The organism is Bacillus sp. MYb78 (genome assembly GCF_002975115.1).
Lineage (GTDB): Bacteria > Bacillota > Bacilli > Bacillales > Bacillaceae_G > Bacillus_A > Bacillus_A cereus.
Genome location: NZ_PCOB01000015.1, coordinates 23578 through 43050 on the forward strand (window position 1 = coordinate 23578; position 19473 = coordinate 43050).

Below are 19473 nucleotides of genomic sequence, written 5' to 3' on the forward strand. Positions count from 1 at the left end.
TTGCATATTTTGGAATATGATTATACAATATCGGTATACGATGTATCGTAAGTCGATATATCATAAGACGATGTATCGGAGGTAGTTATAATGAATGCGAAGGCGCAAAAATATATTCCGTTAACTGAGGCGACATACTACATATTATTGTCACTTGTAAAGCCAATGCATGGTTATGGAATTATGCAAATGGTAGAAGAGATGACAAATGGAGAAGTAAAACTCGGTCCTGGTACGTTATACGGGAATACGACGAAATTACTAAAAGAAAAATTAATTGTTGAAGTTGCCTCTACAGATAGAAAGAAGTGCTATGAGTTAACAACGTTTGGGAGAGAAGTGTTAGAGCTCGAGTATAACAGGTTACAGAGATCTGTAAGGAATGGGAATAGTATATTAGGGGAGTGAATGGAATATGGAGACAAAGAAGGTATTCAAACCTTTCGCGATATGGAGCTTGGAAAAAGAAGAAGCTTTTTTAAGAAAAATGCATCAAAAAGGATGGGCTTTACAAAAGTATAATGTAATGTATACGTTTAAGAAAACTGAACCGAAAGATGTAATATATAAAGCGGATTTTAGACTGGATTATAAAGATTCGAAAGAAAAACAACTAGAATATATTGATATATATGAAATGTGTGGCTGGAAACATGTAACGAGTTTTGCGAAATGGAATTATTTCTGTAAAGAAGTAGACGAGGAAAATGAGTTACCTGATATTTATTCAGACAAAGAAACGAAGATACAAAAACTTGTTGAATTGATACAGTTCGTTGCAATTATGTTTGTAACGTTAATTCCAGTGCTTTACTTATGTTTTCTTGGAGTATCAGAATCAGGATTATATAGAGGTATGGTAGGGTTTTTAGTTTGTATATATTCATATGCGTTTATTAATTTATTTAGAAAGCTTAAAAAATTGAAAAAGGAAATATTTTAACAAAGAGTGATATTCTTAGAGAAGATATATTGGGAAATCATCTTCTCTAATCTTTATATATATTTATTTTGTTCATTCTTTTTTACATAATAAAAGACTACCTTTTTAATTCATAGAATTAACAGTTATAAAGATAATACTAGTAACAATACCTAAAAAAATCATAAATGAAGAAGAAATAATAAAGAATTAGCAATAAATATCACTTTATTAGATTTTTGATTTTTAAAATGGTAATAAAGTAAAAGACCACAAATAGTAGAAACAATCCATATTGTTAGACCGTAAGGAGTCGTTATTTTTTCAAAATCGAAGATCCAAAAGTAAAAGATGACTATGTGGCAAGTTACTAGTAGAAATGTTGATGGAAGCATTATCTTTTTATTTAAAATCGTTTGTTATACCCCCCTTATGTAAATATTACCAAAAGGGTGTGGGTTTTAATATATAATAAGGAAGAAATACATCTTTAATTAACTTATTAAATGGAAAAATCCCTTATAGAAAAAATCTATTTCTAAAAGGGATAGTAATGACATTGTTAGAAAGACTGATTTTGCGCAGGTTTAATAAATTGTTCTGGGTTTTCAACAAGTCCGCATACAGCACACTGGACGCGGTATGTAGGTCCTTGATAGGCCATATGAAAAGCATTCATCGTTTCATTTGTGTATTCTTCTTCTACTTGACCAGTTTGTGGATTTAATTTGACTGGTTTTACTTGTTGTTCAAGAATATTAAAGCGAGTACGGTTCGTTTTACAGCTTGGACATAGCATTGGTTCCATATGTATACACCTCCATTTGTATCATTTCTTAAAATCTTTAATTTTATGCAAGCAAAAAACTTTCTCAATATAAATAGGTGTTTAATGTATTTAAAATTCAGAAAAAATAAAATATAATAAAAGTACGAACTGGTTATGTCCAAACCAAATCTCCTGTTTTATGCCAATAAGCTGGGGGGCCGAGAAATCGGCCTCATTTTTTTTGCTCATTACAACAAAGAACAAGGTTTTTATGAGACTTTTGTCGAAATTTTAGGGATAGATATAAAGGGGGATGTAAAATGGATTTGAAAATGAAGTACATCATTTTATATGTAGAAAAGTTTGAAGAATGTTTAAAATTCTATAAAGATATTTTACAGTTACCTATAAAAGCAGAGCACGGTACATATATTGAATTTAATACTGGAACTACCATTTTAGCGATGAATACGCGGCAAGATGTGAAAGAATTAACAGGACTACCGCTTACAGAAGGTGAATTACAGTCTTCTCATTTTGAATTAGGATTCGTTGTTGAGAATGTACAAAAAACGATTGAGCAATTTAGAGAACAAGGAATCAAGATTTTAGTTGAACCTATTGTAAAACCGTGGGGACAAACAATTGCTTACATTGCTGATCCAGATGGAAATTATATTGAAATTTGCAGTTCATTAGAATAGAGGGAGAAAGAGAGATGGGATTTCCAAAACTAGAAACAGAACGTTTACTCTTAAGAGAACTTACACTATTAGATGCAGAAACGATGTTCCAATATTTTTCGAAAGAATCAGTTATACGTTATTTCGGAATGGATTCTTTTGAAAATATTGAGCAAGCGAAAACAACGATTCAAACGTTTAACAATCGTTATGAAGAGGGCAGTGTATTTCGCTGGGGAATCGAGAAAAAAGGGACGGGCCAATTAATCGGAACGTGCGGATTTCATTTAATTAATAATATTCATAAACGAGCTGAAATTGGTTATGAATTAGATGATACATATTGGGGACAAGGATATGCATCGGAAGCATTACAAGCGATTTTAGCTTACGGATTTGAAATGCTGCAACTGATAAGAATCGCAGCGGTTGTATATGTAGAAAATAAAGCTTCTCAAAAGTTGTTAATAAAAGCAGGATTTCAAGAAGAAGGATTACTTCGAAAACATATGATTCAAAATGGAGTTGCTCATGATACCATTTTATATTCTTTATTAAAAGAAGAGTGGAAGAAGTAATGAGTACAAACGAACTTATAACGATTATGAAGAATCATAGGGAAAATAGATTCATTTTAGGTATAGATGGTTTAAGTCGTTCAGGAAAAACAACATTCGTAGCAAATTTAAAAGAAAATATGAAACAAGAAGGCATTCCGTTTCATATTTTCCATATTGATGATCATATAGTAGAGCGTAATCGACGCTATTATACAAACCATGAAGAATGGTATGAGTATTATTGTTTACAGTGGGATATTACATACTTGAGGCAGAAGTTTTTTCAGAAGTTACAACATGAGACAAAATTAACTTTGCCTTTTTATCAAGAGGAAACAGACTCATGTGAAATGAAAAAAGTGCAGATTCCTATTGTAGGCGTAATTGTTATTGAAGGAGTTTTTCTGCAGCGAAAAGAATGGAGAGATTTCTTTCATTATATGGTCTATTTGGACTGTCCAAGAGAGACAAGGTTTCTGCGTGAGAGTGAGGAGACACAGAAAAACCTTTCAAAGTTTGAAAATAGGTATTGGAAAGCAGAGGATTATTACTTAGAAATGGAATCGCCGAGGGATAGGGCGGATTTAGTCATTAAATGATTTGAACATAGCAGGTGAATAGAATGAATATTTTATGGGATTTTGATGGGACGTTATTTGATACGTATCCTGCATATACAATGTTGTTTTCTGAAATATTAGGTGATTCAGTAGAAAAACAAGAAATATACAAAAACTTAAAAATATCATACTCTCATGCAATTCAGTATTATAATATTTCATGCGAGCAGGAAGAAAAGATTAAAGTTTTGAAGGGAAAATTCACGTCAAAAGATATGAAACCTTTTGCAGGTGTCGAAGAGGTTTTGAAATTTGTAAATAAAAATGTGATTATGACCCATAAACATAGGGAAGGGGTTATGGGCATTTTAAAATATTACGGCTGGGAAAAATACTTCGTAGATATGGTTACAATTAACGATGGCTTTCCTCGAAAGCCAAACTCTTTAGCTTATAATCATCTGCATAAAAAATACAATATTGATTTAGCTATTGGAGATAGAGAATTAGATTTATTACCTGCAAAAGAATTAGGTATTTCAACATGTATGTTTCAAGGTAATTGTGATGTAGCGGATTATTCTTTATCACATTACTCGGAGTTTTTTAAGGTAGTGAGTGATAGAGAGTTTTCTTTATAAAAAAAGTTATTAATAAAGACTGTATCTTTCATTTTAAAGGTACAGTCTTTATTTTTTAGAGCTATTATATACCAATTGCCGTGGATCAAAGAATGATTGTATATCTTTAGTAAAGAAATAGTCAGGTTAGTTGTTAGATAGAAATAAACTGACAGATAAAGTGATAGTGTCCGTTTTATCTGCTTTTTATCATAACCAAATTATGGTTATTCATGCTAATATAAACTCATAGCTATATAGAAGGGGTGGGATTAGTATGAAAACAGAAATAGTTCCTAAAAAGAAGTACAGTATAATAAGCTATATATCTTTACTCATCGGCATTTTGTGTTTTCTATTCGTTTTTATAACGCCAACAAGGATAGCGAATGCAGGTAATATAGTTGGAGATTATATTACAATTGCTCTGACAGGTGTAGGTATTATGCTTTCTATAATAACAATGACGAAAAAAACAGAGAAGAAGGGGATTGCTATCCTTTCATTAATACTGTCCTCATCATTTTTTATATTTTGGATCATAGCAATTATCCTATTGTTTACTGGTCAAATTAGTTTTGCGCCGTAATGTGAAATAAAAAGAGTCCTTCTCGTATGAAGGACTCTTTTTACTTGGTATCTTCAGGTTGATATTCTAAAATATCCCCCGGTTGGCATTCTAATGCTTTACATATTGCTTCTAAAGTTGAAAAACGGACTGCTTTTGCTTTTCCATTTTTCAAGATAGAAAGGTTAGCCATTGTAATTCCAACCTTCTCCGAAAGTTCTGTTACACTCATTTTTCTTTTTGCTAACATTACATCAATATTAATAATAATTGCCATATTATTCACCTCAGACCGTTAAATCATTTTCTGATTTTATATCTATAGCATCTTTTAATAGTCTTTGGAGAACGGCAGCAAAGACCGCGATTACCATTGAAGCAAAAATCATAATCATTCCGATAATAATAATGCCAGGGGCATCATCTCTCTCTGCCACGAGATAGAAAAGTGGCATACCTAATACATATAATACACTAATTGCCAATGCGCTGTACTTAATATTTTTTAAAGCTTGAACAGATAACTCTGAGAATGCGTTGTTTTTATCAATATAGTTTAAAAGCTTAAATGTTTGGTACAGTGCGAAGTAATAAGGTATTGCTGTTGCGTATAAATTGATAAATACAAGATATTTAATATATGAAATATCTGGATATAATTCTGCGGCGAAATTTCCTATTTTAGGGACTAAAAAAATGCACATAGCAAGAACGGGGATTCCGATCAGAATTACAACGGTCTTTAAAAAGAGTGTGGATCCTTGTTTCATAAAAAGCACCTCATTTATTTAATATCTTATTAATTTAACATGAAATTTATTGTTTAACAATAAAATTTTATTTCTTTTAATCGAGGATTTATTGTTAAACAAGTAATTAATGAATGAATGCTAAATCTTTTTTATAAGATAGATGACACATACCGATATTTAATTAAGGAAAGAAATAGAAAGTAACTATTGTTAGCTTTATGAGAATTGGGAACTAATAAAACATATGTAGGTTGTGGAATGAGAAAGGAAATAAGGTGTATTGAAATGAATGCAAAGTTTATGGAGGAACAATCATGTTGAATTATGGTGTGAAGATGAAAAAGTTACTATTAGTGGGAGCTATAATAGTAAGCGTATTAAGTACGGAAAGTATGATGAATTATCATGCGGCCAAAGCTAAGGTGAAAAAAGTAGAACACCAGCCTAAAAATATAATTATGATGGTTATGGACGGAACAAGTTCAACGGCGACAACATTGGCTCGCTGGTATAAAGAGGCACCGCTTACGTTAGATCAAATTGTAACAGGAGGTGTTCGTACATATTCTGCAGAATCAGCTATTACAGACTCAGCACCAGCAGCGACAGCATTAGCAACTGGAAATAAATCGAATTCAGGATATGTAGGCGTACTACCTTCTACTGTAAATTCACCTAACTTAAAGCCAATAAAAGAAGAGGACAAGTTACGGCCGGTCGCAAACGTATTGGAAGGTGCAAAACGTACTGGCCGTGCAACTGGAATTGTTGCTACATCTGAAATTCAGCATGCTACTCCGGCGGGATTCTCGGCTCACCATGTTAATCGCAAGCAATTTGACGTAATTGCGAAGCAACAAGTATATCAAAATATAGATGTCGTATTAGGCGGGGGAAAAGCGGCGCTGCTACCTATGCAAAGTAATGGAATCCGAAAAGATGGTGAAAATTTAGTGAAGGTGATTCAAGACAGAGGATACGATTTCGTTGAAACGAAAGATGCGTTATTGAACTCCAAATCTAATAAAATTTGGGGCTCTTTCTCAAATCATGCTCTTGCGTTTGATATAGATCGTATAGCAACAAATCCAGAACAACCAACACTTTCTCAAATGACAGAAAAAGCAATTCAAACATTATCAAAAGACAAAGATGGTTTCTTTTTATTCGTAGAAGGTAGTAAGCCTGATTGGGCAGCTCATGCTAATGATCCAATTGGGATGATTAGTGATGTATTGGCATTTGATGAAGCGGTAGCAAAGGCGTTACAATTTGCGAAGAAAGATGGGGATACGATGCTCATAGCTTTAACTGATCATGGTAACAGCGGTATCTCTATAGGGAATAGAAATACGACAAAAGGATACAATACTACACCGGTTTCTGCATACATTGATTCATTGAAAAAGGCGAAAATGACACTTGAAGGAACTATAAATAAACTGAAATCTGATTTATCAAATGTAGAAGATGTAGCTAAACTATACGGTTTGGATAATCTAACTCATGATGAAAAAGAAAAATTAAAAGCGTCAAAAAAGAAAATGGATGTAGGACGAATTCTTACTACATTATTGGCTAATCGTGCAAATATCGGCTTTACGACAGGAGGACATACAGGTGAGGATGTATTTTTACATTCTTATGGACCTCAAAAACCAGAAGGCTTAATCCAAAATACAGACATTGCGAAGACGATGGCGAAAGCGATGGGCTTTAACTTAGAAGAAGTAACGAATAAAATATTTTTGGAGAGTGAACAAGCCTTTAAGAAAATCGGTGCAACTGTAACAGCCGACAAAACCGAAGGAGCAAACCCGTTACTCGTAGTAAAACATAATAAAGTAGAAGCACAATTATTTGGTAACAAAAATATAATTCGTATCAATGGTAAAGGGTATGAATTAGGAAGTATTATTGTAGAGAGTAATGGAAAGTGCTATGTACCAGAAGAAGCAATTCAACTATTTGTAAAGCATTCTCGTTAAAAAATTGCCAACCAGTTAAGCTAACTGGTGGCAATTTTTTGTGTTTATTCTAAATATAAGGGTTCGGATTGTTTTGGAAAGTTTTCCAGATGAGACTTGTATAAATGTGAAAGGGGAATTATATTTTTTCTTACATTAAAAAATTTCGTTTTGTAGAATAGAGAATTTATACATATAGTAAAGTCTAATGTATTATCAATTAATATTTACGAAAAATATATTAATACTTTAGAATTTCTTTAATTTTCGTTATTTTTTATTTAATATTATTCGTTATATTAATAATGTGTTTATTTCAATTTATCGTATTGAAGCGCAGTTTTATATAATTATAAAGCAATCAACAAAATAAAATCTCCACTAGAGTAAATTTATTATTTTTTTGCGTCTTTTGTATCCCGCTATTTGCCGGACAGTAAGACCCCCACCTCAAAATTAAGCGAAAGCAAAGAAGTTAGGTGGGGGTCAGGCTGCTTGTAAAAGCCCGATTGGTGAGGGCTGATTAAAGTTTCACTTTATTTACGAAAATTATTATGCAGCTAAGAAAACTGTAATTTATTGAATTAGAGATATATTAGAATTTAGTTGAAGAAAGAGAGAGGGAATAAAATGAATATAGTGCACTTACGTCCTAAACAGCGGTCTAAGTATCGTATTATGCTAGGGAAGTGGTATTACTCTACAAAGAGGTACATTCAGTGGTTAGTAGACGGAAAAACATATGCAAAAAGGCTCCAACAAGAAAAGCTACCTTGTACAGCAATTCAGCACCGAACGATATTACTTCGTAAGCTCAAAGATGTAGATATGTGGTATCAACAGAATAAGGTTGTTAATTTGAAAATTGCTGTTAAAAAACTAAATGGTATCGTCATTAGACCAGGAGAAACATTTTCTTACTGGCGTTTAATAGGTAAGCCTACGAGGAAAAAAGGATATGTAGAAGGTATGGTATTACACTACGGATCTTTTCAAACAGGTATTGGAGGAGGTCTTTGTCAGCTTTCGAATTTAATATATTGGATGACTTTACATACACCACTGACAGTAACAGAACGATATCGTCATAGCTTTGATGTCTTTCCTGATTCGAGGCGAACTCAACCGTTTGGGAGTGGAGCGACTTGTTCCTATAACTATTTGGATTTACAAATTAAAAATGAAACGGACCAACCGTATCAACTTCACCTTTATATGACAGATGAATATTTAGTTGGTGAATGGAGAACAGTCTATCCGCAACTTTATCAATATGAAGTGTATGAGAAAGAACACTCAATTCAACCTGCATACTGGGGCGGTTATATACGACATAATGTGATTCAACGTAAAGTATATAATCAACAGAAACAGTTAATAGAAGATCAATATGTAACGGAGAATCACGCTATAATGATGTATGAACCACTATTAGCTTGTAATAATGAGAATAGTGAGTAATATGATAATCCATAGATTAAATAGTATAGAAAATATTTAATTCTTATTTTTATTAAAAAAATATAAATCTCAGATTTACTGGATTTTGATTGTAACTAAGAACATATAAAAGTTCACTGTTATTTATTGGAGAGCCTGTTTGTTTTTCTATCTTTTGTATTTCACTCTGCATAAAAAAATATTTCTCAACATTTTATTTGTTGAAAAAGATTGAATATTCGTATTATAACGAATATTATGTTGTTATCGGCAAAAAACGATAATTTGCAGACACTGGGGAGGAAATACATTGAAAAAGAAAAAGAAATTAAAACCATTAGCGGTATTAACAACAGCAGCAGTACTAAGTAGTACGTTTGCTTTTGGAGGTCACGCAGCGTATGCTGAGACACCAACATCATCTCTACCAATAGATGAGCACTTAATACCGGAGGAGCGTTTGGCAGAAGCGCTAAAACAACGGGGGGTAATTGATCAATCTGCATCACAAGCTGAGACGTCAAAGGCTGTCGAAAAATATGTTGAGAAAAAGAAAGGGGAAAACCCTGGGAAAGAAATCTTAACAGGAGATAGTCTTACACAAGAAGCTTCTGATTTTATGAAAAAAGTAAAAGATGCAAAAATGAAGGAAAATGAACAGGCACAGCAGCCTGAAGTAGGCCCAGTAGCTGGGCAAAGTGCTGGATTGAATCCAGGAAAATTAAATGGAAAAGTACCTACTACATCAGCGAAGCAAGAAGAATACAATGGAGCTGTTCGAAAAGATAAAGTACTTGTTTTACTTGTAGAATTTAGCGATTTTAAGCATAACAATATTGATCAAGAGCCAGGATACATGTATTCCAAGGACTTTAATCGTGAACATTATCAAAAAATGTTATTTGGTGATGAACCATTCACTTTATTTGATGGATCGAAGATTAACACATTTAAGCAATATTATGAAGAACAATCTGGTGGTAGCTATACAGTTGATGGGACTGTAACAGAGTGGCTTACTGTTCCAGGAAAAGCATCAGATTATGGTGCTGATGCGGGTACTGGTCATGATAACAAGGGGCCTTTAGGACCAAAAGATTTTGTGAAAGAAGCATTAAAAGCAGCGGTAGCAAAAGGAATCAATTTAGCAGACTATGACCAATTTGATCAATACGATCAAGATGGTGATGGAAATAAAAATGAGCCAGATGGAATTATTGATCATTTAATGGTTGTACATGCTGGCGTTGGTCAAGAAGCTGGCGGCGGTAAATTGAAAGATGATGCGATTTGGTCACATCGTTCAAAACTCGGTTCAAAACCATATGCAATTGATGGCACGAAATCTTCTGTTTCGAACTGGGGCGGAAAGATGGCTGCATACGATTATACAATCGAGCCTGAAGACGGAGCGGTTGGTGTGTTTGCACATGAGTATGGCCATGATTTAGGCTTACCAGATGAATATGATACAAAGTACTCAGGACAAGGTGAACCTGTTGAGTCATGGTCTATTATGAGTGGTGGTAGCTGGGCTGGAAAAATTGCAGGAACAGAGCCAACGAGTTTCTCACCACAAAATAAAGAGTTTTTCCAAAAGAATATGAAGGGGAATTGGGCGAATATCCTTGAAGTAGATTATGACAAACTTAGCAAAGGCATCGGTGTTGCGACATATGTAGATCAAAGTACTACAAAATCTAAACGACCTGGAATCGTTCGTGTTAACTTGCCGGACAAAGATATAAAAAATATCGAATCGGCGTTTGGTAAGAAGTTCTATTATAGTACAAAAGGAAATGACATTCATACAACACTTGAGACACCAGTATTTGACTTAACAAATGCAAAGGATGCTAAGTTCGATTATAAGGCATTTTACGAACTTGAAGCGAAGTATGATTTCCTTGACGTATATGCGATTGCAGAAGATGGAACGAAGACACGCATTGATAGAATGGGCGAAAAAGATGTAAAAGGCGGCGCGGATACAACTGATGGTAAATGGGTTGATAAATCATACGATCTAAGCCAATTCAAAGGAAAAAAAGTAAAACTGCAATTTGAGTACTTAACAGATATTGCAGTAGCTTATAAAGGATTTGCGTTAGATAATGCAGCCTTAACTGTAGATGGAAAAGTTGTTTTCTCTGATGATGCGGAAGGTCAGCCAGCAATGACGTTAAAAGGCTTTACTGTGTCTAACGGATTTGAACAGAAAAAACATAATTACTATGTAGAGTGGAGAAATTATGCTGGTTCTGACACTGCGTTACAACATGCACGTGGACCAGTATTTAATACAGGAATGGTTGTATGGTATGCGGATCAAAGCTTTACAGATAACTGGGTAGGCGTTCATCCAGGTGAAGGGTTCTTAGGAGTAGTAGATTCTCATCCAGAGGCAATTGTAGGGACATTAAACGGACAACCTACTGTGAAGAGCAGTACGCGTTATCAAATTGCCGATGCGGCATTCTCATTTGATCAAACGCCAGCATGGAAAGTAAATTCACCAACTCGCGGTATTTTTGATTATAAAGGATTACCAGGAGTGGCGAAATTTGATGATTCTAAGCAATATATCAACAGCATCATTCCTGATGCAGGACGTAAGTTGCCGAAACTAGGACTGAAGTTTGAAGTAGTAGGCCAAGCTGAAGACAAGTCTGCAGGTGCGGTTTGGCTTCATCGATAAAATAAGGTAAAACGAAGAGGAGCTGCCACAAGTCGGTGAAACTGACTTATGACAGCTCTTTTCTTCTTGTGAAAAAACTCTCTGTTTTTTTATGTACTTATTGGAAAAATTCGAAGTTTCTTTGATACATAAAATGCTCCGTCTGTCCAATTATAGAAGCTATTTTGGACGTAAGAAATTTGTAAGTAATGAGTAAGAAAAAAGAGATTTTCATAGTATAAAATATTTATTATAGCTACTTTTAACACCTGATACTAATAGTGTGTTATAATATGAATTAGCAACAAAAAGGAAAGGAATTAGAACAATGACCTTAGAAAATACTAAAAATTTAAAAAAACAAGTTGCTCCTTTTGAAAAATCAACGATTAAAAAAAGTGTTTGGCAACTGATCAACACAATCGTGCCATTTATTATTTTATGGTACCTTGCTTATAAAAGTTTGTCAGTTTCTTATTGGTTAACATTAGTTCCAGCATTGTTAGCCGCTGGATTTATGACAAGGATTTTCATTATTTTTCATGATTGCACCCATTATTCGTTTTTTAAAAGTCGACGTGCAAATAGAATAGTTGGAACGTGTATGGGTGTTTTAACATTATTCCCATTTGATCAGTGGGGGCATGAGCATTCTATTCACCACGCTACGAGTGGTAATTTGGATAAAAGGGGTACAGGAGATATTTGGACGCTTACAGTAGATGAATATGTAGCAGCACCATTTAGACTCCGTTTAGCATATCGTTTATATCGCAATCCATTCGTTATGTTTGGATTAGGTCCGATTTATGTTTTCCTGCTTAAAAATAGATTTAACCGAAAAGGTGCTAGAAAAAAAGAACGTATGAACACTTATTTAACGAATATTTTAATCGTTGCTATTATAGGAATGCTTTGCTGGGCAATTGGATGGCAATCGTTTCTTTTAGTACATGGTTCTATATTTTTAATAGCAGGTTCAATAGGTATTTGGTTGTTTTACGTACAGCACACATTTGAGGATTCTTATTTTGAAGAGGATAAAGATTGGGAATATGTGAAAGCGGCAGTGGAAGGAAGTTCTTTTTATAAGCTTCCTAAAATTTTGCAATTCTTAACTGGTAATATTGGATTCCATCATGTTCACCATTTAAGCCCAAGAGTACCTAACTATAAACTAGAAGAGGCACACAATAATACGCTTCCGTTAAAAAATGTACCAACGATTACGCTTGCTACAAGCTTACAATCACTACGTTTCCGTCTTTGGGATGAGAAAAGTAACAATTTTGTTAGCTTTAAAGATGTCAAAAATATAATTAAAAATAATGTTTCTGTTCGAGTGAAATCTGAACTATAATTGCATCGTATATAAAACTCCCCTTAATCATTTTCGATTTAAGGGGAGTTTTTGTTTAAAGAGTAGATGCCAGATAAGAAGAAAATTTACATAATTCAAATTGTAATTGAAGCAGATTAGGAATTGCTCGTACGTAAGTACAAATATAAGATGACAATAAATACATTATGTTAACAAATGGAGTTATCATGAATTTTCCGTTATGATAACTGTTCATAAATCCGACGAAAATTAATAGCAAAAAGGGGGGGACACATGCCTATCAACTTAAAAATGAAAACAAAGTGTACTTTCTGTGTACACTTGTTTTTTCATACGCTCACGAAGTTGTTTTTCTGTAAATCGATACATAATCACCCGAGTGAATAGTTTTTTATCCTTTCCAATATAAGCTTCTTTTATTTCATAGGACTGTCCTGATTTTAAGGTATCCATGATGTGCTCTAAATCAACTTTGATGTACTGATATTGTTTTTTTATTGTTCCGTTTCGAAAGTATTCAGGAAATTCATTTTTGACATATATCCTATTGTTTAATTTGAGTCGCGGTATATAGTACACACCACGTTGATCCATTAGAACAAATTATCCTTTTCCATACCGATCACACATCTTTTGTAGAATGATAGTATCAGCATATCCCAGTTTAAGAGGTTACTTGCAAAAATATTTAGAATTTTTTTTGCGATAATCCTCCGAAATGTAATACGGACTTTAAATACTTTCATTTATAATTCTCTATTTGTCTATACTTTTCATATCGCTGTTGTATAAGCTCTTCCGAGGATAATAGTATCAATTTTTTTAGAGATGATTCGATTACAGATTCAATCATTTTTGCCTGTGATTGTATATCATTTTGTGCTCCACCTTTAATTTCAGGAATGATTTCATCAATAATTCCTAAATGTTTTAAATCTTTTGCTGAAATTTTCATATGTTCAGCAGCTTCTGGAGCATACTTAGCGTCCTTCCATAGGATAGATGCTGCTCCTTCTGGCGAAATTACCGAGTACCATGAATACTCTAACATATGGATATGGTTACCGACACTAATGCCAAGAGCTCCACCACTTGATGCCTCTCCAATTACAATACAAACAATTGGCACTTTAAGTGTAGCCATTTCAAATAGATTTCGAGCTATCGCTTCAGAAATTCCACGTTCTTCAGACCCTTTCCCTGGATAGGCGCCTATTGTATCAATAAATGTAATAATAGGGCGATTAAATTTATCAGCTTGTTTCATAAGTCTTAGCGCTTTTCTATAACCTTCTGGATGTGCCATTCCAAAATTTCTTTCTATATTTTCCTTTGTATTTCTACCTCTTTGATGACCAATAACCGTAACGGGCATCCCTTTAAATTTTGCAATACCACCTATCATTGCTTTATCATCACCATATAATCGATCACCATGAAGTTCGAGAAAGTTTGTAAACAATAAAGGTATATAGTCCAATGTCGTGGGCCGGTTACGTAGCCTTGCAATTTGAACTCGTTGAAAAGGTGTAATATTAGAATGAATTTTATCTTGCATTTTATTTAAACGTTTTTCTAATACATGAATTTCTGGCGATAAATCTACATTATTTTCTTTCATAATTTTCTTTAATTCATCAAATTTCTCTTTTAATTCAATAATAGGACGTTCAAAATCCAAACTCATTTTACCCTCCAAATGTTATGATTTACCTCACTCTAATCAAAAGACTTAGAAATAGAATCAATAAATAATTCAAAACCATCCACAACTATTTTTTGTTCTGATTCTGATAAATTATTGAGAATACTTTGATAAAATGTAATGGATTGCTCTCTTAAGCAATTAACAGTTATGTGACCTTTTTCTGTGAGGTGCAGAAAAAGTTCTCTTCTATTTTTTTCATTTACTTCACGATAAATAAGCCCCTTTTTTACTAACTTATCTACCAATCTACTTACAGTTGAAGTCTCTAATCTAAGTTTATTGGATAGTTGCCAAACAGTTAATTTTTCCACCTCTAGTTCTTCTAACGCCATCATTTGAGAAGTTGGTAAAGGTTTTTCAAATGGTCCATTGGGCAAATTTTGAGATTCAAAAACCCCAGTTATTATAATCATTTTCTTGATATCTTTTCTTAGTTTTAAGGCATCTTCTCTTTTCAAAAAGGTCACCCTCCTACAACTATTGTATCATACATCAATTGTATTATACATGAATATGATTTTTTCACAAGCTTAACGTAAGCCAATATTACAACATGGACGAGATATTTCTTCTTGTTAAAATGGTATAAGTGGATTGTTTTCTACAAATAGCAGAACATCAATTATGTATCAGGGGCCTTTATGGGGTACCGCTCATCGAAATCAAGCTAAGAAAATAAAACTACCCCAAAAACGAAATTTTGTGACAACTTGTGGCGAAATTTCGTTTTTGGGGGGAATTCTAAATTCTTAAGTTGATGGGCATGGGGATAGTACAACATTATATCCAAAAATAAGAAAAGACTTGAACGAAAATTCCATTCATTTTTCTTGGTGTTCCGTATTCCATACACTTAAATAGGATGCATATTCTAGTTCATCTGGATTCTCATGTAACATAGAAATGAATTCTAATTTATTTCCATCACAATCTAGAAAGTATACACTTGCAGCGGGCATCCACCTTTGGACAATTGGCTCTTGATTTCCTTTTCCTTGACTTCCTATCACTTCTATTTCACGTTCCTCTAACCACGCTTTAGAAGTCATTAAAGACTCTAAATTTACACCAAAAGCAAAATGTCTCGGCTCAAAGTCTTCGATATTATTTACTTCCCATAGTCCAAGCATTTGTTGTTTATTTTCTCCGACCCAAAAGAAAGCCACTCTTCTTTTGGAGAGTTTTCTTGCTAACGTTAATCCTAGCTTGTTTTGATAGAAATTTATTGCGTTTTCTAAATTTCTTACATGTAAATGAGTTTCGTATATGTTCTGTATTATTATGATCATTCCTTTCTTTATTGGTAACTACCAATTAAATAGTGAATGTAATTCTAAAGTTGAAATATGTATAAGCCTAGTAATGTACATCTATATCCGATATACCTATTTACTATTATATTGAAATTGGAATGTGATAAATCCCACTGAGGTAGTAAGTGTTTAAATGAACACTCTACTACTTTTGTAGGAGAGGGGATATATCTATTAAATTCAGATGAAATCATATTTAAATAATGAAAAACGCTATTCTTTTCGTAAGAATAGCGTTTTTTTATGTTTTTAAGTTGGTGGCCATAGGGTAGAATTTGAAAAATGAGGATTTACAAAGCTAAGAAGTTTAACTCCACAAAAAAATCGATTTCCTGTGGAGTTAAAGGAATCGACTTTTTTATTTACCTTGATGTATTAACGCAGCTGTTAACTTAATAGTAAATAAGTAGAATCCACTATTTCTCCCAAAGTTCGATCAATCGACCTTCAGGATCCTTAATCCAAATAAACTGTCCAAATTCACTGATTTCTTCTTTCTTCTCAAGAGGTACACCAATATTCTCAAGATGCTTTATAGCCTCGTTTAGATTATGTACTTCGAAATTTAACATCACTTGTTGTTCTTTTGGAAAATAATTGTCATTCTCTGTAAAGAAAGAAAAGATTGTCTCATTTCCTAACTGGGGTTTAATCACAGTTCCATTCCAATCTTCTATATCAAGTTTCAACACTTCACTGTACCATTTTTTTATAACTTCAAGATTCTTAGTTCTCCAAAATATTCCTCCAAAACCTTTTATCATCGTATCTAACTCCTGTCTGTCTTTAAATATATATTAAATATATATTAAATATATCAAAACAAAACAGTAATAGTAAGCAGAATCATCAACTTATGAATAGTAAAAATAGTAATTGTTAGTATTATAGTATTTACTACATTAACACTTTCTACAACATCATTAGCAGAACTTGAAATTTCGGGAAAGGTATAGAAATGCTCATTTTTCAACCCAAAGTTCACCTGAGCAATCCAGAACTTAAAGTGTTATAAATAATTCTTTCAATAGTAGGGGGAAATGAGAGAAGGAACGATAAAAGACCATACATGAAGTGAAACGCCATGTGTGGTCTTTTATGTATCGTCAAATATTACGAAGTCTCGCTAATTTTAGTTTCACTATGAGTGTTAGTAGAATTTCTTTTCTTAACTTTAAAGTGATAGTAAGTGTAGCAAAAGATGATAAATGGGACAGTGCAATAGATTCCAAGTCGTTGTTCTGGGATAAAAATAAGACTGATTAATATAATGCCATACAATCCAAAACCAAGAATTGGTACGAGTGGATAAAGTGGCGTTTTAAATTTTAAGTCTTCTAATTTTCCGCCGTCTGCTAAATAATGTTTGCGGAAAAAGAATTGAGAAACACAAATTGACATCCAAACAATAATGGTAATGACTCCGGAAATTGAAATGAGCCACAAGTAAACAGTTTCAGCAGCTACTACGCTTGTCAAAAGAGAAAAAGCAGAAATAGCTATCGTCATGATTAAAGCGTTGAGAGGAATCCCACGTGATGATAATTTCTTTAAAAAGGCTGGAGCCATTTCGTTTTTTGATAAAGACCAAAGCATTCGAGTAGCAGCGTATAGTCCTGAGTTTGCAACAGAAAGAACAGCAGTAAGAATAACAAAGTTCATAATATCAGCTGCATATGGAATACCGATATTATCAAAAACAGCAACGAATGGGCTCTTTGTTAATCCAGCTTCTTCCCAAGGAATTAAAGCAACAAGAACAAAGATTGCTAAGACGAAGAAAAACATCGTGCGCCATATAATATTTCTAATAGAACGAGGTAAAGTTTTTGCTGGATCTTCACTTTCACCTGCTGCGATTCCGACAAGCTCTGTACCTTGGAAGGAATAATTGACTGTAACCATTGTTAAAAGAATAGCAGCAAGTCCATTTGGGAATAAACCACCATGATTTACGAAATTTGATAATAGCGGAGCGGGTTCGTCACCTTTTAAATCAATAAAACCGAACATAGCGGCGCCGCCAAGAATAATGAAAGCGATAATGGCAGATACTTTTATACTTGAAAACCAAAATTCTGTTTCTGCATAACTACGAGCAGATAATGCATTAATAGTGAAGATTGTAACGCCAAATATTAAACACCAAACCCAAACAGGAATATCAGGAAACCAGCGCTGCATTGTAATGCCGGCAGTTGTAAATTCAAGACCGGTCGTATTCGCCCAGCTTAACCAATACAACCATCCGATTGTAAAGCCAGTTGCAGGATTGATGAACTTAGTGGCATATTCTTGGAAAGAACCTGAAACAGGCATGGCTACAGCAAGTTCACCAAGACATAGCATAACGAAATACATTAATAATCCACCGGCCATAAAGGCAAGTACGGATCCGCCAGGTCCAGCTTGACTTATAATAAAGCCAGATCCGTTAAATAACCCCGTTCCAATCACACCACCGAGTGCAATCATGAATAAGTGTCTACTTTTCATCGTCCGTTTTAATTCATTGTTTGTATTGCTTACTTGCGCCATTGTTTTCCTCACTTTCATAGTTGATAGAATAAATTTTGATGTTTTTCCGTATTATGGAATGTATTCCGTGATGTGAAATCTTGTTATAATTTTCAGATAATTAAAAAGAAAAGTCAATAATTTTTTGTTTGCGTTTTCAATTCTTTGTTAGTGATACGTTTTTTATTGTTAGAAAATTAAATAAATAGATTGATTTCATTTCGAATGTTTGCTAAATTGATAGTTAATTAAGCATACTAACATATTACGAGTAAAGTTGAGGCGAGTTATGGTACAGTCCATTGATCGAGCGATAAGTATTATTAAATTATTGAATTCTACAAATGAAAAAGAGTATTGGGCTATTTCTGATATAGCTGATGGAACACATCTCCCGGTTAGTACAGTACATAGATTACTTAACTCTTTAATGGAGCATGGGTTAGTTACACAAATTTCAGAGACAAAACAGTACAAAATTGGACCAATGTGGATGGAAATAGGGTTACGTCAATTGGAGAAGGTAGACTACAGATCTGTTGCAAGAGAAGTGATGAAACGTTTAGCTGCTGAAGTGGAGGAAAGTGTCTATTTAAATATTCCAAACGGAACACATTCTATTATCATTGAAAGAATTGATAGTCCTTTAAAAATTCGAGTTATCGATAATCTAGGGGAACAAATTCCACTTTCAATTGGTGCCGCAAATAAAACGATGCTTGCCAATATGAAAACGAATGAAATGGAACATATTGTAGAAAATTTACTTTCTTCATTACCAGAACAAAAGCAAATTCTTCTTAATCAAATAAAGCAAATAAAAAATGAAGGATATGCTGTCAGTTATGGTGAAAAAACAGAAGGGACAGCTTCAGTAGCTGCACCTATTATCGGATTTAATCATAAAGTAGTAGGAGCATTAAGTGTTGGGTTAATTAGTCATCGTATTAATGATGATCGACTATCTTTTCTTATTAGCAAGGTAAAACAAGCGGCTCATGAAATATCAATAAAAATCGGCAGTACATCAGAACTATAATTTTGATAGCTGTCGTCATTTTTTTATTCATATACT

At 33.5% G+C, this 19473-nt stretch carries 20 protein-coding genes and 2 pseudogenes; 12 read left to right on the plus strand and 10 right to left on the minus strand.

Annotated features, from left to right (window positions below):
• The first annotated feature begins 90 nt into the window (after window positions 1-90).
• The gene (locus tag CQ064_RS23160; RefSeq protein ID WP_000991893.1) at window positions 91-408 is read left to right on the plus strand and encodes a PadR family transcriptional regulator; all 318 of its coding nucleotides are present in this window, start codon (window positions 91-93) and stop codon (window positions 406-408) included.
• A gap of 79 nt (window positions 409-487) precedes the next feature.
• On the plus strand, window positions 488-943 hold the full coding sequence (locus CQ064_RS23165) for a DUF2812 domain-containing protein (RefSeq protein WP_015406491.1): 456 nt from the start codon (window positions 488-490) through the stop codon (window positions 941-943).
• A gap of 105 nt (window positions 944-1048) precedes the next feature.
• Here the strand turns inward: CQ064_RS23165 and CQ064_RS34145 are convergent.
• Together CQ064_RS34145 and CQ064_RS23175 are read right to left on the minus strand one after the other, a co-directional pair.
• Window positions 1049-1317, minus strand: a pseudogene (locus CQ064_RS34145) (hypothetical protein).
• A 167-nt stretch (window positions 1318-1484) separates the two neighbouring features.
• The gene (locus tag CQ064_RS23175) at window positions 1485-1730 is read right to left on the minus strand and encodes a hypothetical protein (RefSeq protein WP_000433609.1); all 246 of its coding nucleotides are present in this window, start codon (window positions 1728-1730) and stop codon (window positions 1485-1487) included.
• Between the two features lie 281 nt (window positions 1731-2011).
• Between CQ064_RS23175 and CQ064_RS23180 the strand changes: the two genes are divergently transcribed.
• The 5 genes from CQ064_RS23180 to CQ064_RS23200 all read left to right on the plus strand — a co-directional run bounded on the left by CQ064_RS23180 (window position 2012) and on the right by CQ064_RS23200 (window position 4703).
• The gene (locus CQ064_RS23180) at window positions 2012-2395 is read left to right on the plus strand and encodes a VOC family protein (protein ID WP_000364502.1); all 384 of its coding nucleotides are present in this window, start codon (window positions 2012-2014) and stop codon (window positions 2393-2395) included.
• Between the two features lie 14 nt (window positions 2396-2409).
• Entirely contained in the window at window positions 2410-2952 is a 543-nt protein-coding gene (locus tag CQ064_RS23185; RefSeq protein WP_000506654.1) for a GNAT family N-acetyltransferase, read from the plus strand.
• On the plus strand, window positions 2952-3533 hold the full coding sequence (locus tag CQ064_RS23190; RefSeq protein ID WP_000106123.1) for a kinase: 582 nt from the start codon (window positions 2952-2954) through the stop codon (window positions 3531-3533). The genes CQ064_RS23185 and CQ064_RS23190 overlap by 1 nt, the downstream gene beginning before the upstream one ends.
• A gap of 23 nt (window positions 3534-3556) precedes the next feature.
• Complete coding sequence (locus CQ064_RS23195; protein WP_001024228.1) at window positions 3557-4135, plus strand: HAD-IA family hydrolase; 579 nt, start codon at window positions 3557-3559, stop codon at window positions 4133-4135.
• Window positions 4136-4391: 256 nt separating this feature from the next.
• On the plus strand, window positions 4392-4703 hold the full coding sequence (locus CQ064_RS23200; protein ID WP_000845548.1) for a hypothetical protein: 312 nt from the start codon (window positions 4392-4394) through the stop codon (window positions 4701-4703).
• Window positions 4704-4743: 40 nt separating this feature from the next.
• Here CQ064_RS23200 and CQ064_RS23205 read toward each other — a convergent pair whose 3' ends face one another.
• Window positions 4744-4959: a helix-turn-helix domain-containing protein gene (locus CQ064_RS23205; protein WP_000974620.1), complete on the minus strand. Its 216-nt coding sequence runs from the start codon at window positions 4957-4959 to the stop codon at window positions 4744-4746.
• A gap of 10 nt (window positions 4960-4969) precedes the next feature.
• On the minus strand, window positions 4970-5452 hold the full coding sequence (locus CQ064_RS23210; RefSeq protein WP_000809125.1) for a DUF2975 domain-containing protein: 483 nt from the start codon (window positions 5450-5452) through the stop codon (window positions 4970-4972).
• Window positions 5453-5748: 296 nt separating this feature from the next.
• Here CQ064_RS23210 and CQ064_RS23215 point away from each other — a divergent pair, with 296 nt between their 5' ends.
• The 4 genes from CQ064_RS23215 to desA all read left to right on the plus strand — a co-directional run bounded on the left by CQ064_RS23215 (window position 5749) and on the right by desA (window position 12878).
• Window positions 5749-7422, plus strand: coding sequence for an alkaline phosphatase (locus tag CQ064_RS23215; RefSeq protein WP_000935921.1), 1674 nt, complete (start codon window positions 5749-5751; stop codon window positions 7420-7422).
• A gap of 609 nt (window positions 7423-8031) precedes the next feature.
• Window positions 8032-8862: a VanW family protein gene (locus CQ064_RS23220; protein ID WP_001028244.1), complete on the plus strand. Its 831-nt coding sequence runs from the start codon at window positions 8032-8034 to the stop codon at window positions 8860-8862.
• 289 nt (window positions 8863-9151) lie between these two features.
• Window positions 9152-11539, plus strand: coding sequence for an immune inhibitor A domain-containing protein (locus CQ064_RS23225; protein ID WP_000727447.1), 2388 nt, complete (start codon window positions 9152-9154; stop codon window positions 11537-11539).
• A 307-nt stretch (window positions 11540-11846) separates the two neighbouring features.
• Window positions 11847-12878, plus strand: coding sequence for a Delta(5) desaturase DesA (desA, locus tag CQ064_RS23230; RefSeq protein ID WP_000171496.1), 1032 nt, complete (start codon window positions 11847-11849; stop codon window positions 12876-12878).
• A gap of 288 nt (window positions 12879-13166) precedes the next feature.
• Here desA and CQ064_RS23235 read toward each other — a convergent pair.
• From CQ064_RS23235 to CQ064_RS23265, 6 genes and pseudogenes are all read right to left on the minus strand, one after another.
• Window positions 13167-13454, minus strand: a pseudogene (locus CQ064_RS23235) (IS4 family transposase); the annotation flags it as partial.
• Between the two features lie 148 nt (window positions 13455-13602).
• Window positions 13603-14547 carry an acetyl-CoA carboxylase carboxyltransferase subunit alpha gene (locus CQ064_RS23240; protein WP_000050723.1) on the minus strand — a complete coding sequence of 315 codons (945 nt, stop codon included), beginning with the start codon at window positions 14545-14547 and terminating at the stop codon, window positions 13603-13605.
• A gap of 32 nt (window positions 14548-14579) precedes the next feature.
• The gene (locus CQ064_RS23245; RefSeq protein WP_000817654.1) at window positions 14580-15026 is read right to left on the minus strand and encodes a MarR family winged helix-turn-helix transcriptional regulator; all 447 of its coding nucleotides are present in this window, start codon (window positions 15024-15026) and stop codon (window positions 14580-14582) included.
• Window positions 15027-15389: 363 nt separating this feature from the next.
• Window positions 15390-15848, minus strand: coding sequence for a VOC family protein (locus CQ064_RS23250; protein WP_024927883.1), 459 nt, complete (start codon window positions 15846-15848; stop codon window positions 15390-15392).
• Between the two features lie 449 nt (window positions 15849-16297).
• Window positions 16298-16645, minus strand: a complete 348-nt coding sequence (locus tag CQ064_RS23260) for a VOC family protein (protein WP_000589589.1) — start codon at window positions 16643-16645, stop codon at window positions 16298-16300.
• A 349-nt stretch (window positions 16646-16994) separates the two neighbouring features.
• On the minus strand, window positions 16995-18419 hold the full coding sequence (locus CQ064_RS23265) for an amino acid permease (protein ID WP_000079995.1): 1425 nt from the start codon (window positions 18417-18419) through the stop codon (window positions 16995-16997).
• 268 nt (window positions 18420-18687) lie between these two features.
• On the opposite strand from CQ064_RS23265, the gene CQ064_RS23275 reads away from it, so the two are divergent.
• The gene (locus tag CQ064_RS23275) at window positions 18688-19437 is read left to right on the plus strand and encodes an IclR family transcriptional regulator (RefSeq protein WP_000250751.1); all 750 of its coding nucleotides are present in this window, start codon (window positions 18688-18690) and stop codon (window positions 19435-19437) included.
• The last annotated feature ends 36 nt before the right edge of the window (window positions 19438-19473 follow it).

Coding starts and splice junctions, on each gene's coding strand:
- CQ064_RS23275 (WP_000250751.1), top strand. CDS start 18,688: ATGGTACAGTCCATTGATCGAGCGATAAGTATTATTAAATTATTGAAT.
- desA (WP_000171496.1), top strand. CDS start 11,847: ATGACCTTAGAAAATACTAAAAATTTAAAAAAACAAGTTGCTCCTTTT.
- CQ064_RS23190 (WP_000106123.1), top strand. CDS start 2,952: ATGAGTACAAACGAACTTATAACGATTATGAAGAATCATAGGGAAAAT.
- CQ064_RS23205 (WP_000974620.1), bottom strand. CDS start 4,959: ATGGCAATTATTATTAATATTGATGTAATGTTAGCAAAAAGAAAAATG.
- CQ064_RS23185 (WP_000506654.1), top strand. CDS start 2,410: ATGGGATTTCCAAAACTAGAAACAGAACGTTTACTCTTAAGAGAACTT.
- CQ064_RS23220 (WP_001028244.1), top strand. CDS start 8,032: ATGAATATAGTGCACTTACGTCCTAAACAGCGGTCTAAGTATCGTATT.
- CQ064_RS23210 (WP_000809125.1), bottom strand. CDS start 5,452: ATGAAACAAGGATCCACACTCTTTTTAAAGACCGTTGTAATTCTGATC.
- CQ064_RS23180 (WP_000364502.1), top strand. CDS start 2,012: ATGGATTTGAAAATGAAGTACATCATTTTATATGTAGAAAAGTTTGAA.
- CQ064_RS23240 (WP_000050723.1), bottom strand. CDS start 14,547: ATGAGTTTGGATTTTGAACGTCCTATTATTGAATTAAAAGAGAAATTT.
- CQ064_RS23175 (WP_000433609.1), bottom strand. CDS start 1,730: ATGGAACCAATGCTATGTCCAAGCTGTAAAACGAACCGTACTCGCTTT.
- CQ064_RS23165 (WP_015406491.1), top strand. CDS start 488: ATGCATCAAAAAGGATGGGCTTTACAAAAGTATAATGTAATGTATACG.
- CQ064_RS23160 (WP_000991893.1), top strand. CDS start 91: ATGAATGCGAAGGCGCAAAAATATATTCCGTTAACTGAGGCGACATAC.
- CQ064_RS23265 (WP_000079995.1), bottom strand. CDS start 18,419: ATGGCGCAAGTAAGCAATACAAACAATGAATTAAAACGGACGATGAAA.
- CQ064_RS23200 (WP_000845548.1), top strand. CDS start 4,392: ATGAAAACAGAAATAGTTCCTAAAAAGAAGTACAGTATAATAAGCTAT.
- CQ064_RS23215 (WP_000935921.1), top strand. CDS start 5,749: ATGTTGAATTATGGTGTGAAGATGAAAAAGTTACTATTAGTGGGAGCT.
- CQ064_RS23260 (WP_000589589.1), bottom strand. CDS start 16,645: ATGATAAAAGGTTTTGGAGGAATATTTTGGAGAACTAAGAATCTTGAA.
- CQ064_RS23195 (WP_001024228.1), top strand. CDS start 3,557: ATGAATATTTTATGGGATTTTGATGGGACGTTATTTGATACGTATCCT.